Annotated in this window: 8 protein-coding genes; 3 read left to right on the top strand and 5 right to left on the bottom strand. The window is 42.9% G+C overall.

The features are described 5' to 3' along the window. Positions 1-82 precede the first annotated feature (82 nt). The gene (locus tag B2746_RS21535; protein WP_290798949.1) at positions 83-1102 is read left to right on the top strand and encodes a LacI family DNA-binding transcriptional regulator; all 1020 of its coding nucleotides are present in this window, start codon (positions 83-85) and stop codon (positions 1100-1102) included. Positions 1103-1121: 19 nt separating this feature from the next. Here the strand turns inward: B2746_RS21535 and B2746_RS21530 are convergent, their stop codons facing one another. From B2746_RS21530 to B2746_RS21515, 4 genes are read right to left on the bottom strand one after another with little or no spacing between them, the layout of a single operon-like run. Further along, the gene (locus B2746_RS21530; RefSeq protein ID WP_290798947.1) at positions 1122-2372 is read right to left on the bottom strand and encodes a DUF2264 domain-containing protein; all 1251 of its coding nucleotides are present in this window, start codon (positions 2370-2372) and stop codon (positions 1122-1124) included. 10 nt (positions 2373-2382) lie between these two features. Then, entirely contained in the window at positions 2383-3633 is a 1251-nt protein-coding gene (locus B2746_RS21525) for a glycoside hydrolase family 88 protein (protein ID WP_290798944.1), read from the bottom strand. Between the two features lie 18 nt (positions 3634-3651). Beyond that, positions 3652-5328, bottom strand: coding sequence for a RagB/SusD family nutrient uptake outer membrane protein (locus B2746_RS21520; protein ID WP_290798941.1), 1677 nt, complete (start codon positions 5326-5328; stop codon positions 3652-3654). A gap of 17 nt (positions 5329-5345) precedes the next feature. Next, the gene (locus tag B2746_RS21515; protein WP_290798938.1) at positions 5346-8438 is read right to left on the bottom strand and encodes a SusC/RagA family TonB-linked outer membrane protein; all 3093 of its coding nucleotides are present in this window, start codon (positions 8436-8438) and stop codon (positions 5346-5348) included. 217 nt (positions 8439-8655) lie between these two features. On the opposite strand from B2746_RS21515, the gene B2746_RS21510 reads away from it, so the two are divergent. Next, positions 8656-12681, top strand: a complete 4026-nt coding sequence (locus B2746_RS21510; protein WP_290798935.1) for a hybrid sensor histidine kinase/response regulator transcription factor — start codon at positions 8656-8658, stop codon at positions 12679-12681. On the opposite strand, the gene B2746_RS21505 is transcribed toward B2746_RS21510, so the two are convergent. Further along, on the bottom strand, positions 12678-14024 hold the full coding sequence (locus tag B2746_RS21505; protein WP_290798932.1) for an alpha-L-fucosidase: 1347 nt from the start codon (positions 14022-14024) through the stop codon (positions 12678-12680). The genes B2746_RS21510 and B2746_RS21505 overlap by 4 nt on opposite strands. A gap of 213 nt (positions 14025-14237) precedes the next feature. Between B2746_RS21505 and B2746_RS21500 the strand changes: the two genes are divergently transcribed. Next, positions 14238-16658, top strand: a complete 2421-nt coding sequence (locus tag B2746_RS21500) for a hypothetical protein (RefSeq protein ID WP_290798930.1) — start codon at positions 14238-14240, stop codon at positions 16656-16658. The last annotated feature ends 8 nt before the right edge of the window (positions 16659-16666 follow it).

Raw genomic sequence — 16666 nt, 5'->3', positions numbered from 1 at the left:
ATATAACCTCAGGCAATAATACAATAATTGACAGAGATAGTTTAGTTTAATTATGGTTATTTTTAGTTTCTGAACCGACTGCATGACAATGAATAAAGTGCCTACGATTAAGGAAATTGCCAAACAGTTGAAAATTTCCGTTTCAACCGTTTCAAGGGCTTTGCATGATCACCCAAGTATCGGACTTCGGACCAAAACCCGGGTTCAGGAACTTGCTAAAGAACTGGGATATGAACCCAACCAAACCGCGATCTTCTTTAAACAACGCAAAACCTTTACCATTGGCGTTATTCTCCCTTATTTGATTGAGGATTTTTTTGCCGGCGCTATCAGCGGAATCGAAGAAATTGCCATGCAGCACAAATACAATGTGTTAATAGGGCAGTCTCAGGATAATGTGGACAGGGAAAAAGAAATCCTGACAGCAATGAAGAATCAACGGGTGGATGGCATCATTGTTTCACTGTCAAAACACACCAAAAATCTCGATCATTTTACTGCCCTTGAAAAATATGGAATCCCTGTTGTATTCTTTGATCGGGTGCCCGCTTCCAATGAATATAATAAGGTTGCATTTAATATGCCCCAGGGAACCCATCAGGCAATCACCTACCTGATGGAAAAAGGGCACCGAAGAATTGGCATTATAAATGGCCCTAAAGAAATGAAATCTTCCAAGGAGCGTACCGATACCTATATGGAAGTGATGCAGAAGAAAAGATTAAAAATTGATCTCACACTGGTAGCCTATTGCGATTTAACCAGAGAAGGTACTGCAGAAGCCATGGAAAGTCTGCTAAGCCTGAAACAACCTCCCACAGCAGTATTGGCGATCAATGATTATGTTGCGCTGGATGCCATTCAGTACTGCAAAACCAAAAAGATCAAAAACAATAAGGATATCTTTTTTATAAGTTATGCGAATCTTCCTATTACCAATTATCTGGAGAGTCCGCCAATGGCCTCCATTGAACAATACCCCAAAAAACAGGGAATGAAATCGGCTGAAATTCTTATGCAATTGCTCGAATCTCCCGAAGACCAGCGACCCGCTCCGCAGAACCTCTTGATTGAGGGAGAATTGGTGGTGCACCGGAGGTGAGGATCCCCTCCCCCATCTTCTAATATCCTACTGCATAATCTTTTTTAAATGCCTTACCCGTCCAGGCCTTTTTCGAAGTCCAATCCTCCGCTGGAGAAGTCCAAAATGAATGATTAACCGGTAATCCCAACTGCAAAAAGCCCAGTGATGTCAGATACATGCTACCGGAATTGGAATAATAATCTGCCAGATCCGGCTGATGGCCGGCAAATCCCAACCTAAGATACCCCTGCTTATTAAAGTTCCCATCAATAGAAAACATGCGGTTCATAACAGCAGATAGGGATGCCCTTACCTGTCCCCGCGAAATACCTTCCGGTAACTGATCCATCAATGCCAACTGCGATAAAGGCTGAAAAGCACCCAGCCGATAGGTGACGGATCGGCCAAATGCCGGGAAACTACCTTCTGGTGAAATCAACCTTTCCAGAAACTCCGCATAACGCTGCATTCGACGTAATTCAAGTGCATATTGCTCTTCCATTTGTTTCCCCTGCACCTTCATCACCTGCAGAATGTCCAGCAACATTGGATGTATCACATAACCATTATAATAATCAAAATGAAATACCTCCCCATCTTTAAACCAGCCATCCCCGGCATACCATTCCTCATGCTTCCGCAAGGCAAGATCTATCCGAAACGGATCATATGCTTCTCCGATGGAAAATAAAAAAGTTTCCACCATTGCTGCAAATAATAGCCAGTTATTATACGGAGTTTTCACCCGCCGAAGTGATTTGAAATGCTCAATATAATGTTGACGTGTAACCGCATCCAGTGGCTCCCAGGTCTGCTTAGGAGCGCGTAAAAAGCTATGTGCGATATAGGCCGCATCCACCAACGGTTGGCCTTCCTTATGCCAGGTCAGGTAATCTTTTGACTTGGGGTTGACAGCATGTGTGTGTGCTTTTAACAGATAGCCCAATAATTCCGTACGCTTCTTACCTTCTTCTGTACCATCTGCCGGAAGGGCCAGCCAGGGTGCTAATCCGGCTATGAGGCGGCCGAATGCCTCCATATATGCTACCCCTTTATCGCGACCATCCCATGCCGGACTGTATTCAACGTCCATATCTGCCTTTAACTGATCCCGACTCATGGGCTCCAGCACCGGTTTCGCCAATTTATACAACAACTCATACCAATTTTTCCGATCATCCACAGCCGTTACTACTGCCGGATTTTCAGTTGCTGTTGTTTTCCCTGGCAATAACCAACCCAGGCCAATCAGGGAGGCGGATTGTAAAAATTTCCTTCTGGCTGTCATAGCATTCGTTTTAAAATAGTGAGCCACCCCTGCTTAACTTATCCAGACGCAGCAAGGCTTCAAGATAATAATAATCAGCATATACCAGCGGCACATCCAACTCAACTCCATGCGGAATACTTCCAACAGAATGTTTAAGAATAAAATGTCCATTGGTTCCGGCATCCGCCTGATATGCTTTTCCAGAAAGCGATTGCAGCATTTTCTCAGCAGCATCCCGGTATTTTTTTCCTTTCGTGCTATAGGTCGATAATTCAAGCAGGCCCGATGCCATGATAGCTGCCGCAGAAGCATCCCTTGGCATGCCCCGATAAAGAAATGCATTGGAATGTATTCCAGGCTGAAACCCCTCCTGATAAGCATTGTAATCCCAATATGGAACAAAATCAGCTGGTAACCTGCCTGGCTCCAATACCCAATCCGCCATCTTCTCCGCAACCTGCAGATAGCGCATATCCTTTGTTTCACGATAAACAGTCAAGAATCCATATATCCCCCAGGCCTGTCCGCGACTCCAGGTAGAATTATTTGAATATCCCTGTCCCGTCTCCTGCCCTGTCACACCACCTGTAGCAGTATCATAACAAACAACATGATAGGAGCTGAAATCAGGTCGAATATGATACTTCAAACTTGTTTCTGCATGTTGCAGAGCGATATCCCGATAATTTGCATCACCTGTCACTTTGGTTGCAAAAAACAATAATTCCAGATTCATCAGATTATCAATGATAACCGGAAAATTATACCGCTTTTGATCCGACCAGGAACGAAAGCCCTCCCATGATTTAATACTTTTTACTTTCGGATTAAATCTCGTAGCCAATGACTTTGCTGATTGAACCAGGATCGCCTTATATTTTTCATCACCTGTTAATCGATAGGCATTGCCATAACTGCAATACATCATAAATCCCAGATCATGGTGCCTGGTAAAATATTGCAAAGGCTCCAACCGCTCAGTCCACCTGATGGCTGCTTTTTTTATGCTTTCCTCCCGGGTAAACTCATAGGCATACCATAGATTTCCTGGAAAAAACCCCGATGTCCAGTCATACATATTGGTTCCGATCATCTCTCCTTTTGCATTGATCGTACGAGGAAAGGAAAGCGGATTTTTTTCCGCTTCCTGACTCTGTATTTTTAGTTGCGCTGTTGCAAAACCCAGGTTTTCCGCTACCAGTGGTATGGTTTTCTCAGGTATAAGAAAAGCGGCTCCCACAACTGCAATAACTGCAGTGCATATAATTATTCTTTTCATCCGGTTTTATTTACCGTTTTACCAATTCGGATTCGGTGTCATATTAATATTCAATCCCAGCTCCTGCAATGGCAGGGGCCACAGATAATCTCTGGAAGGATTGAACTGACGTTTACTCGCATCCTGTACAATTACATACCCATTGGCATCCAGATTAAGGTTCAGATTTCCATGTTCGGCTGGGAAATATTTGGAACCAATAACTGCTTTAGGTAATTCCGTTTCCGCCTGTTTCCATCTGATCAGATCCCAATATCGGTGTCCCTCAAATGCCAGTTCAACTCTACGTTCCCGACGAATTTCATCCCGCATGATCAATCCATTATCAGCAATAAATGCATTGGTTAATGCCGGCATACCTGCTCTGGTGCGTACCAGATTTACTGTCGCGTTCAGGTCAGCATCACTGATGGATTCACTCAATTCAAATTTTGCTTCGGCATTATTCAGCAACACTTCGGCATATCGGATCAGCATCAGATCCACATAACTTTTATTGGGTGTCCAGTCTGCTGCTATAAAATATTTCATTGTCTTGTAGCCTGTTGGAGAAAAAGCGAAAGTTGGCGTATAGTTATTCGTGATAAACCAACTGTTTCGATTAAAAACGGTCATGGTTAACCGGGGATCCCGATTGATAAACTCTGCCTGTGTTTCAGTCATTGGCTGAACCAATGGCGATTTATCAGCAGGTAATCCATCCTTATAAAGATAAGCATCCATAATGGCACGGGTAGGAACCGTTTGTCCCTGTTCCAGCGTAGCCCGTACCCAATTATGAACTGCTATACTGTTCGCTTCATTCTGGCCATATAAGCGAACTAAAATATTCTCTTTATTTCCAGCACCTTCTCCTGCATTCTGAAACAGAAAATAATAACTGCTATCCGGATTGGCAGCATATCGGAACAATTGATGTTTTCCTCCTGAAATAACTGCATCACTGGCTTCAATGGATAATTGAAGGTGTTTTTGAAAAGAGCCATAGCCATGAAATTTCTGGCGGGTTCCTTCAAACAATCCGATTCTTGATTTTAAAGCAAGCGCAGCCGTGGATGTAATCCGGCCATATTCTGCTGCAACCTGTGCACCAGGCGCAGGTAAATTGACAGCTGCATAATCCAAATCTGCATAAACTGAATCCAGCACAATTTCACGATCAATTCTTGCACTAAACAATTGCTCATCATTTAATCCCAGTGTTCTCATTACCAGCGGCACATCTCCAAAGCGCTTTACCAATTCAAAATAGGCATAGGCTCTGAAAAACCGGGCTTCGCCCAGGTATTTTTTTATCTCTGCCTCGGCTGCAACAACTTTTACAGATTTTTCCAGAATATTATTCGCAGCCCGAATCAGCCGGTAATTATCATTCCAATCCGCCGTAGTAGCAGGAGCCAGGCGGCTTCCATCACTTACCTGGTTGGCACCACTATTGGAATACGCATCATCCGACATATTATCCGTTGGAGAAGTTGTTGCTGCCGGTGCAATGGAGGTATAGGAACCTCCAAAACCGGGAAGAAAAGAATATAAATAATTACAGGCATTGGCCAGATCATTGGCAGAGTTCCAGAAACCCGCATCGGAAATGTCTGTTTGTGGTACCTGATCGAGTTGTTTGTTACAAGCCGCTGTTCCTATTGCAAGACCAGTTGCAAGTATGGCTATATTGGTATATCTTGATGTTTTCATTTTAATGCATTAAATCGTTAGAAAGTCAGGTTAAGACCCACTGCATAAGAGCGGAAAAAGGGATAGTTGAAACTGGCATTGTTAGGATTCTCCGGATCATAATATTTATACCACATTTTGGAAGATTCCCAGATATCCTGTCCGGAAAAATAAAATCTTGCTTTGCTGATTTTTGCCCGCTGTGTTATTGCTGCCGGTAATGTATAACCGATTTGAAGATTCTTCAACCGGATATAAGCTGCATTCTGAACCCAATGAGATGACACCCTTGTATTGTGTGTACCTCCCATATACATGCGCGGAAATCGTGCATCCGTATTTTCCGGTGTCCAATAATCTTTATTCACTTCCCAGGGCTGTCTCCAGCTTTCGGTTAATGGTAATACAGCCCTTGCATAAATCAGCATATTTCTCCCGCTCACTCCCTGAAGAAACATCGAAAAATCAAAGCCCTTGTACTCAGCCCCAATAGTAGACCCAAATGTATACCGTGGTGTTGTATTCCCCATATAAACCAGATCTCCATGATTATCCGGACGGAATAATCCTCCGTCAATCCGGCCACTTCCATCCAGATCAGCATATTTGATATCACCCGCACCACTGCGATTGTCCTGAAAAGCTGATTTGGTAACATCTTCCGCATCCTGGAAATAGCCAAGCGAACGGAATCCGTAAATTGAATTCAATGGATGGCCTTCTATAATGGAATTCATTCCCTCCCCAATTACATTGCGTCCACTATAACTGATAACTTCATTCTGGTTATCTGCAATATTGGCGCTTATATAATAACTGAACTGACCGATTTTATCTTTCCAGTTCAACGCCGCTTCCCAACCCCATGATTTCAAAGAAGCAGAGTTCGTAGCGGATGGTGTTACCCCTAATAATGCCGGCAGGGTTACCTGCACCAGCATGTCTTCATTCTTACGAACAAAATAATCGAAACTACCTGTCAGCCTGTTTTTAAGGATCCCGAAATCCAAGCCAATATTGGTAGTGGTAATCGTTTCCCAGGCCTTTTCAGGGGATGCTAAATCACGCTGATACAAACTCAGGTTCGCCACATTATTGAAAGGATAAGTTGGTCCATTTACCAATCTTGCTATATAATCATAGTTCCCCAATACATTGGAATTTCCCAGCCGGCCCCATGATCCGCGTAATTTAAATTCAGAGAAAAAAGGCAGTGCATTTTCGAACCAGGATTCCCTATCCAGCTTCCATCCCGCAGAAAAAGAAGGAAAGGTTTTATACCGATAGCCCGGTGCCAGTTTGGATGAACCATCCCTGCGCAGATTCGCTTCAAAAATATACTTGTCATCAAATGTATAATTCAGTCGCCCGAATACCGATACCCATGCGTTGGTTTGAATATTATCACCTACTATCGGTGGAACAGTTGGGTTACTTCCAAAATTTAAAGATGGTACATCATTCGACACCAGCACCCTTGCCTGAGAACTGATATAATCATAGTTATAATACTGATACTGATAACCCCCCAATAAATGAAAGCGATTCTTCTTTCCTATTTTCCAGTCATAATCAGCAAGCGCCTGCACATTATGACTAAATGTGGTAACTCTTCGCTTGGTTATACTATTCGGATTATTTATAAAGGATGCGGGCGTTGCACGCAAATCATACAATGGAATCTGCCGAGCGAAAATATCCGTATTATCACTGTTCAAACGTGGATTATAAATCATTCGCAGTGATAAACCACGAATTATATTCTCGGCCTTCAATGTAAACACGGCATCCATATTCCGCTGTATCCGCTCATTATAACCTCCATCTTTCAATGTAGCATAAGTTGCCGCATTGGCACCTGAAGCATATTTGGTATCTCCTGATTCAGGAAGAAAAATCGGATTCAGGGTTCGCTGCTGGTAAATATTATAAAAGAGCCCGTAATCTCCATTGGCACTGGAACTCGGCGCCATTGTTTTACCCTGACTGAATTGTATCCGGCTATCCAGGCTAAAAATAGTATTAAACTTTGTAGTGATGTTTGCGCGGGCATTGTAGCGGCTGGTTCCATCCGGACCAAATTTGAATACACCATTCTGATCAAAATAACCAAAGGAGAATAAATACTGGGTCTTTTCATTTCCCCCACGAACTGCCAGATTATGATTCTGACTGCTGGTATTCCGACGCATCAACAACCCGATTTGGTCAATATCATAAAAATACTGGTAGGCATTCGGGTTAGCCGGATTGATGATATAATTCACATTTGGATCGCGCATCATATCGATCTGCTCCTGTGTCCACAAAGGTGTTTGTCCGGCATTCAGGCGTGCTTCATTCGATAATTCCGCTTCTTCCCAGGAATGCAATCGCTCCGGTATACCAAAAGCATGGTTCACGGAATAAATCCCTGAATAACTCAGAACAGTTTTCCCGCTCGTCCCTTTTTTTGTTGTAACGATGATTACCCCATCTGCCGCTTTTGCCCCAAAAATGGATGCCGCTGCCGCATCTTTCAATACGGAGATGCTCTCAATATCATTTGGATTCAATAAGGATAGATCACCTTCCACGCCATCAATCACCACCAACGGACTATTCGACCCGTTTACCGAGGATGCTCCCCGGATATTGAGGTCGTAGCCCTCAGCGCCCGGTTGACCACTGGATCGGGTAATGACCAATCCGGGTGCCGTTCCCTGTAAAGCTGCCACCGTATTGGTAACCGGCCTGTCTTCCAATTGTTTGCCACTTACCGTAGAAACCGCACCGGTCAGGTTCGCCTTTTTCTGCGTGCCATATCCGATAACAACCACATTTTCCAGGGAGTTTTGCTGACTCGTCAGTACCACTCCAATGGTGGTTTGATCGCCAACCCTCAATTCGGCTTTTTCGAAATTGATGGAACTGATAACCAACACAGAACCCGGACCAGTCGTCAGCTCAAATCGGCCCTGTTCATCAGCACGGGTAGCTTTACTGGAATTTTTAACCTGAATTGTGGCCCCGGGAACCGGCTGGCCGGAAACATCCCGAACTACACCGGAGATTTTTTTGTCCTGTGCCCACAATAGAAGTGGACAGGCAAGCAGTAGGACAATTCGTTTTGCGTGGTGAAACATACGCATAAGCAGAGTTTTAGTTTTTTATACAGTTATCGTTAGCGGTACAAATATGTTCTGATACAGCCCTAAATAAGGGGTTGATTCCGGTGTTTGAAGGGGTAATTATCAGTCGCGGCAACTGAAAACAGGGGGAAATTTCAACCGCCGGGGTAAAAATTCTGCCCGATCCACTACATTTAAGTTTCGGATGAGGATCCACTGCTGCCATACAATTCGCTGGTTGAGCCGACTGCTTTTCCTTTTTGGGTTTCTGTTGCCATTTCCCGGAAAAGCACAGCAAATCGCCTTTAATCACCTCACAGTTGAAAATGGGCTGAGCCAGAATTCTGTACTCGCCATAGCACAGGACAAAACCGGCTTTATCTGGATGGGAACCCGATATGGACTCAACCGCTATGATGGCACCGGATTCCGTCAATACCATGCCAAACCCGGAGATAGCTCAACATTACCCGAGAATTATATCCTCTCTCTATTAAGTGATTCAAAAGGAAACTTTTGGGTAGGAACACAGGCCGGATTATGCATCTACCAACCCGAAACTGATCATTTTCGCAAAGCCCCTTTGTTGCCAAAACCGGAAGCGATTCCACTGAACTCCGCTGCCATTCACAGTATTTTTGAAGACAGAAAATCCAGAATCTGGATTGGAACAAACAAAGGATTGGCAGTTTTCGATCAGGATCACCCCGAACAATATCGAAGCCTGTTTACTTCTTTTCAGGTTCGAACCATTTTTGAAGACAAACGGGGTACATTATGGGTTGGAACATCACAGGGATTATTAAAAGTGGATCCGGATTCTGAACCCTACCCCTTCAAACACTACCAGAATAAATACATTCATAATGAAATGCCGGTTACTGCACTACAGGAAGGGCCCGATGGAAAAATCTGGCTGGCCACGCAACACCTCGGCATCTATTTGTTTGATCCTGTAAAGGAAAGTTTTGAATCCCTTGGATTTAAAGAAGGATTACCCAGTAACAACGTTCGAAAAATTGTGCCTGATCAAAAAGGTCGTTTCTGGATTGGTACATTGGAAGGCATTTACCTTGTAGACCCGGCTACCCTGAAAGGAACACTCCTCCAAAATGACCCGGGTAACAGTTTCAGCCTGAGTCAAAATTCCGTACATAGTATTTTCCGCGATAAAACAGGCTCCATATGGGTCGGTACCTATTTCGGTGGCGTTAATATCGCCTATTCCGATAACCAGCCATTCCAAAATTTCCAGGCAGGGAATCTTCCCAATAGCCTGAGTAATAACGTAGTCTCTTCCTTTCAACAGGATGCAGAAAAAAATTACTGGATTGGAACAGAAGGCGGTGGATTGAATTATTTTGACGCTCAATCAGGTCGGTTCAACAGCTTCAAACATCAACCCGATAATCCCCTGTCAATCGGATCCAATCTCGTAAAATCTGTCTTTCTTGATAAAGAACAACGAGTTTGGATCGGCACCCATGGCGGAGGCATCAATTTATTCCAACCTTCCACCCGCGATTTCCTTCATTTCTTCCACGATGTGAGCAATCCGCAACGTTTCACTGTCGAAATTCTGGATTTTGAGGAAGATCCATGGGGACGATTATGGATTGCAAAAAATACCGGATTATTGATTGCCCGATTCTCCAACAATAAACTTATGGAAGAAACGCTGGAAGTGCTTCCAACGCCACTCAACTCGCATATAAAATCCATACTCGCGGGAAGAAATAATCGGATCTGGATTGCCTCTACAAATGGACTTTATCTAGCTATTCCAGATAAGGAAGGGAAATACAGTTTGCAGAACCTGAAATCTGTACAATACCCCGAATGGTTAAGAGATAATATCAATTGCCTGTTTGAAGACAGCAAAGGGCGCTTATGGATCGGAATGAATTATCAGGGATTACTAAGGTACAGACCCGAATCAGGAGCCCTCGACCGTATCACAACCGAAGAAGGACTACCCAATAACAATATCCTTAGTATTCAGGAAGATTTATACGGGCAGATCTGGGTTAGTACTGCAAATGGACTGGTGCGAATGGATCCGGATTCGTTTACACTAAACAGTTATACAACCAACGACGGACTGCCATCAAATGAATACAACTACAATGCTTCAATCCTGAATGCAGATAAAGAATTACTATTTGGCAGTATCAAAGGTTTCACCATGTTTAATCCTGCACAAATTAAAAACAATCAGGAAAAAGCAACTATTGCATTTACTGATATCCGCTTATTCAATAAGCCGGTTGCCATTGGTGATGCATCCGGATTACTAAAACAATCAATAGGTTACACCAAAAAGATTTCTTTCGGCCCGGATCAAAGTAGTTTCAGCATTGAATTTTCACTTCTGAATTTTATTAAACCGGAAAAAAATAAATACGCCTATAAGCTGGAGGGATTAGATAATAACTGGATTGAAACCAACTCTGCTTCCGCCAGCTTTAATAACCTTCCACCCGGCTCCTATAAATTATTGGTTAAAGGTGCCAATAACGATGGCACCTGGAGTGATCCGGCTGCATTGCAAATATCCATTCGTCCTCCTTTTTGGAAATCATGGTGGGCCTATCTATTGTATGCGGTGGGGATTACAGGCTTAATATTACTAACCACCCGTTATTTTTTCATGCAGGCCTTACTTAAAAAAGAAAACGACCTGCACCAGGTGAAACTGAATTTTTTCACCAATGTATCACATGAAATTCAAACCCACCTGACGCTGATTATGGGACCGGTGGAGAACCTTATCCGTCTTGAAAAAAATAATCCATTGGTACAGGAAAAACTAAGCACTGTTAAATCCAATGCCGAGCGCCTGTTATTGTTGGTTAGAGAATTACTTGACTTCAGGAAGGCAGAAACCAATCACCTGCAAATCCGTGTACGGGAATATTCGTTGGCTCCTCTTGTTCAGGAAGTTATTGAATCTATGCAGGAATATATTTATGCAAAAAAGATTTCCAGCCAGTTGATTCCACAGGATGCAGATGTAAGGGCATGGATCGATGCAGAACAATTGAAAAAAGTTTTTTTTAACCTGCTTATCAATGCGGTCAAATTCACACCTGAAAAAGGAAAAATTGAAATTCTCCTGGAGCAGAACGAATCGGAACTGCTGTTGACTTTCCGCGATAACGGAAAAGGTATTGCTCCGGAATTCCTTCCTAAGCTTTTTTCTAATTTTTTTCAGGTAAATGATCATGGACTTCAAAATACAGGATACGGTATTGGGCTTGCTCTCTCAAAAAGCATCGTTGAATTGCACAAAGGTTCGCTATCTGTAACAAGCAGGCAGGCTACTTCAGAAGAGCCTGGTTCAACCAGTTTTATAATTCGTCTACAGAAAGGCAGGAGTCATTTCACAGATGAACAAATTCAGCCTGCATTGAAAACAGCGCATGTTTCAGAACCAATTTCAACTGCTCCTGACGCAATTGATGAACAACCGGTTTCAGATACTTTACCAACCTTACTGGTAGTTGATGATAATGAAGAAATCCGTCGTTTGATTGCAGAAAGTCTGGGTAATCACTATCGGATTATTCAGGAAAAAAATGGGGCAGCAGGGTTGGAAAAAGCAATGAGCATTGTACCAGATATTATAATCAGTGATGTGATGATGCCACAGATGGATGGTTTTAGTTTCTGCAGAACCTTAAAAACCGATCCAAGGACCAGTCATATTCCTGTAATCCTGCTTACTGCAAAAACAACACCTTCCGAACAGGTAGAAGGATTGGAAACCGGAGCTGATGTCTACCTGACAAAACCATTCAGTACCCGACTGTTGGAATTACAGGTTAATAACCTGATTCAATCAAGGGAAAAATTAAGAAACTGGTTTCAGCTTCAATTGGGATCGGCCAGTAAGGAAACCATCATCCAAACGATTTCACAGAATAAAACGGACGAAACCTTTCTGCTTAGAATAGTCGGACTTATTGAAGAAAATCTGGATGATCCACAATTTGGCGTAGGTATGCTGGCAGAAAAATCAACCATGAGCCAGACTGTATTATACCGGAAAATAAAATCGATGACCGGACAGTCCATTAATGATTTTATCAAATCGGTCCGACTGAAAAAAGCGGCCCGTCTGCTTTTGCAAAAAGAATTGGCTGTGTACGAAATAGCCTATGCTGTTGGCTTCTCGGATCGTAAATATTTCAGTAAGGAATTCAAAAAAGTATTCGGTGTTAATCCCACCGAATACATCGAAAAAAACAGCGGAGTAATTTAATAACCTACTTCTATTTGGATTACTTCATCTGCCTTGTCAAACTGAATTCCTTCTGTTGAAATTATCAATCCCTCTGCCTGTTGTTTGAACTTTACCGGCTGACGATTGATAAAGACCTGTACCTTCTTCACTTTTTCTTTGAATCCGGGTAACAAAATCATATTGCCAAACGGTTGTTTGAACAGATGCAGGTAAATTTTATTTCCTTTTCTTGTACTTACACCCCAGGGTTGTGGTGCAATTGGACCACCTCTGGTACCATAAATTGTTTCTGCATAGGCTTCCAGCCATTTACCTGCAGCAGCCAGTGTATCTGTAAACTCCGGCTGTATCTGTCCATTTGGCATGGGACCCACATTCAATAACAAATTGGCATTTCTACCGGCGGCACCAACCAATAATTGCACCACCTGCTTCACTGTTTTATAATTGCGGTCAGTGATATTATATCCCCACGCTCCATTAATGGTTTCGCAGGTTTCAAGCGGTACTTCATCCGAGGCTGTCTGATAACTTAATCCCGATTTGTTCTCTCCCGGAAGATCACGTTCAAACATTTGAAAATCTTCACCGGGAAGCGGACTCAGGTGATGATTGTTTCCAATCATACATTGAGGTTGTAAGGAATGAATGAGGCTGTAAATTTCATCATACCGCCAGTCAATACGAGAAGATCGGTCATGCGATCCTTCCGGATTCGTCTGGTCCCAATGCCCGTCAAACCAGATCGACATAATCTCTCCATAATTGGTCAGCAATTCCGTCAGTTGATTTTTCATGAACTGGAGGTAAGAAGCGTAATCTCCTTTTCCGGTACGACCAGTACCTCTTCCCGTACGGCCTGTTTCATGCGGATAGTCATCCCGATACCAATCTAGTGTGGAATAATATAAGCCAAGTTTGATTCCTTCTTTTTTACAGGCAGCGGCCAGTTCTTTCAACACATCCCGCTTAAATGGAGTATTGGTAATTTTCCAGTCGGAATAGTTGGTATCCCAATTCGAAAAGCTATCGTGGTGTCTGGTGATAAAAACGATGTATTTCATCCCGGCATTTTTTGCCGTTTGCACCCACTTCTCCGCATCAAACTGAGCGGGGTAGAAAGCAGGCAGCAGTCGCTGATAATCTGCTTTCTTTATATTGCGATTATTCATCACCCACTCACCGTCACCAAGCATACTGGACAATCCCCAATGGATAAACATCCCGTATTTATTGTCCTGAAAAGTCTTTCTCGCTTCCAGGTTAACGGCTGATGGTGTATAGGATTGTGCCAACAATGCGGCAGAGACCAATAAAGCCGCAAAACCCAACCCTGTTTTTTTTGAAACTGATGAAATCATACTACAATCGTTTAATCGGTTGAAATTAATCCTAAATTCCCCGGGAATCTGAAGTCATTCTTATTGCATTTTACCCCTTTCTTCCGCTTCTTTCACCCACGCTGATTTCGAGCACTTTCGTTAAAAAATTTTAATGTGGAAGGAAATGAGCTATATCCCTCCTTCTTTCCGAAAAAAATGAAGGATATTGAGCCTGATTGAAGTTTATCGTTTATGAAGAAATTGCACTACCCGTCTCTTTTCGTTTTATTTCTATCCATACTGTTTTACAGTGGCCTGAATGCGCAGGTAATTGATTCGGCTCTCCTTAAGCTGGATGCTGAATATCCACAGGAAAAGATTTATGTTCAATTTGATAAAGGTGCCTATACACCCGGTGAAACCATCTGGTTGAAAGCGTATATCATGGTTGGATCAACCATTACAACCATTAGTAATAACCTGTATACCGAACTGATTGATGGTAGTGGAAAAGTGCTGGATAGAAGAATCAGCCCCATTGCAATTGGCGGAGCCGCGGCGGCATTTGACCTTCCGGCTACACTTACTGATTCCACAGTATATGTAAGGGCATATACCCGCTGGATGCTCAATTTTGATTCGGCTTTTCTTTATAGTAAAGCCATCCCGGTATTACAACCTGAAAACAAAACAAGTACGGCCTCAAAACCTGCAGCAGCTCAATATTATCTTGATTTTTTCCCGGAAGGTGGTGATCTCATTCAGGGGGTAACTACCCGGATAGCTTTCAAAGCAAACGATCAAAGGGGATTACCCATTGCTGTTACTGGTGAAATTCTTAGTTCCAAAGGAGCTAAAGTTGCCAGCTTTTCTTCTGTTCACCAGGGAATGGGCCATTTTGAACTTACTCCTGTCACCGGCGAAACATATAAAGCTACCTGGAAGGATCCGGGTGGAAAAGTACAGCAGAAAAATCTTCCGTCAGCAAAATCCAAAGGGGTGGCTTTGGCAGTTCAATATTCACAGGCTGGCATTCAATATAGTGTAAAGCGGAAAGAGGGCGAAACATCGCCTTACGAAACTGTTCAGGTGGTTGCACAAACCCAACAACAAATGATTTACCGGGCTAAGGTAAACCTGACAAAATCTGCGGAAGTAAAGGCAATGATTCCCATCGAAAATGTTCCGGCCGGTATTGTTCAGGTTACTCTTTTTACCGATGATAATAAACCACTGGCGGAACGAATCGTATTTGTCAACCGACAGGACTATTATTTTATTACCGACCTGAATGTTCCATTAAAGGGGATGAGAAAACGGGATCGTAATGTGATTCAGGTAGATGTACCCGATGAAATTCAGTGTAATCTATCCATATCTGTAACGGATGCTGATATCAACCCGGTTCAAAAAGGGGAAGAAGATATTTATTCCGGACTCTTACTGAGTCCGGATATCAAAGGCTATATCCACCAACCCGGTTACTATTTTTCCAGTGAAGCAGATTCTGTTGCCCAACACCTGGATCTCGTAATGATGACCAATGGCTGGAGACGTTTCAAATGGGAAGATGTACTGGCCGGAAAATTTCCTGAAATAAAAAACAAACCGGAAGATTATATCACCGCCAATGGAAAGATTACCGGCCTCACAAAAAGCGAACTGGTTAATCAGGAAATAACTGGTATCCTTACCCTAAAAGGTGGCGGACAGCAATTCCTATCAATTCCTGTTGCTTCAGATGGAACTTTTGGAATCGGAGGAATGGTATTTTACGATACAGCCAAACTCTATTACCAGTTTAACAACGATAAGAATAAACTGATTACCACGAAGGCCCTGATCGATGTCAAAACTGCGTTTTTACCCGGAGCAATTCCTTTCTCCACTGCAAATAAACCGATCCCGGTCTTCACTAAACTGGATCCCAAAGCTTTGCAAAAATCCCTGCTGATGGGAGAAAAAAATTTGGCGGCAGCAGAAGCTGCCCGTAAAGTAAAAACGCTTGAAACCGTTACTGTTACCGCCAAAGTAAAATCGAAAGCGGAGAAAATGAATGAGGAATATACCTCCGGTTTATTCCGCGGACAGAATGACTACACATTCATTACCGAAGATGATATTTCTGCCAATGGCGCAATGACCGTTTTGAATTACCTCCAGGGTAAAGTTGCCGGATTGCAGATTACCGGAATGGGTACGAATATCAGTATGAACTGGCGGGGTGGAACACCCAGCCTTTTCCTGAATGAAATGATAAGTGATATTTCCATGGTACAAAATATTCCCATGTCCGATGTTGCTATGGTAAAGGTATTTCGTCCGCCTTTCCTTGGCGCCCCAGGTGGTGGTAGTGCAGGAGCCATTGCAGTGTACACTAAAAAAGGAGCTGCAGCGAATGAAAATATCAAAGGCCTGAATTTTGCCAATATTCCGGGTTATCTGCCTATCAAAGAATTTTATTCACCTGATTATATGAGGTATGAAGAACGGCATGAACTGGAAGATAACAGAACCACCCTATTCTGGAATCCATTTATCATAACAGATAAAGACAACCGCAGAATACTATTTACAGTTTATAATAACGACAGCACCAAACGTTGGAGAATAATTGTGGAAGGGATAAATGTAGAAGGAAAACTCACGAGAATGGAGCGTATTGTAGAATAGAAAAACCG

Source organism: Flavihumibacter sp. UBA7668, assembly GCF_002483205.1.
Lineage (GTDB): Bacteria > Bacteroidota > Bacteroidia > Chitinophagales > Chitinophagaceae > Flavihumibacter.
This window is presented reverse-complemented; position numbering and strand designations above follow the sequence as displayed.

What these genes read in the sequence shown, in the direction of transcription:
- B2746_RS21535 (WP_290798949.1), top strand. Translation starts at nt 83, where the DNA reads ATGACAATGAATAAAGTGCCTACGATTAAGGAAATTGCCAAACAGTTG.
- B2746_RS21530 (WP_290798947.1), bottom strand. Translation starts at nt 2,372, where the DNA reads ATGACAGCCAGAAGGAAATTTTTACAATCCGCCTCCCTGATTGGCCTG.
- B2746_RS21525 (WP_290798944.1), bottom strand. Translation starts at nt 3,633, where the DNA reads ATGAAAAGAATAATTATATGCACTGCAGTTATTGCAGTTGTGGGAGCC.
- B2746_RS21520 (WP_290798941.1), bottom strand. Translation starts at nt 5,328, where the DNA reads ATGAAAACATCAAGATATACCAATATAGCCATACTTGCAACTGGTCTT.
- B2746_RS21515 (WP_290798938.1), bottom strand. Translation starts at nt 8,438, where the DNA reads ATGCGTATGTTTCACCACGCAAAACGAATTGTCCTACTGCTTGCCTGT.
- B2746_RS21505 (WP_290798932.1), bottom strand. Translation starts at nt 14,024, where the DNA reads ATGATTTCATCAGTTTCAAAAAAAACAGGGTTGGGTTTTGCGGCTTTA.
- B2746_RS21500 (WP_290798930.1), top strand. Translation starts at nt 14,238, where the DNA reads ATGAAGAAATTGCACTACCCGTCTCTTTTCGTTTTATTTCTATCCATA.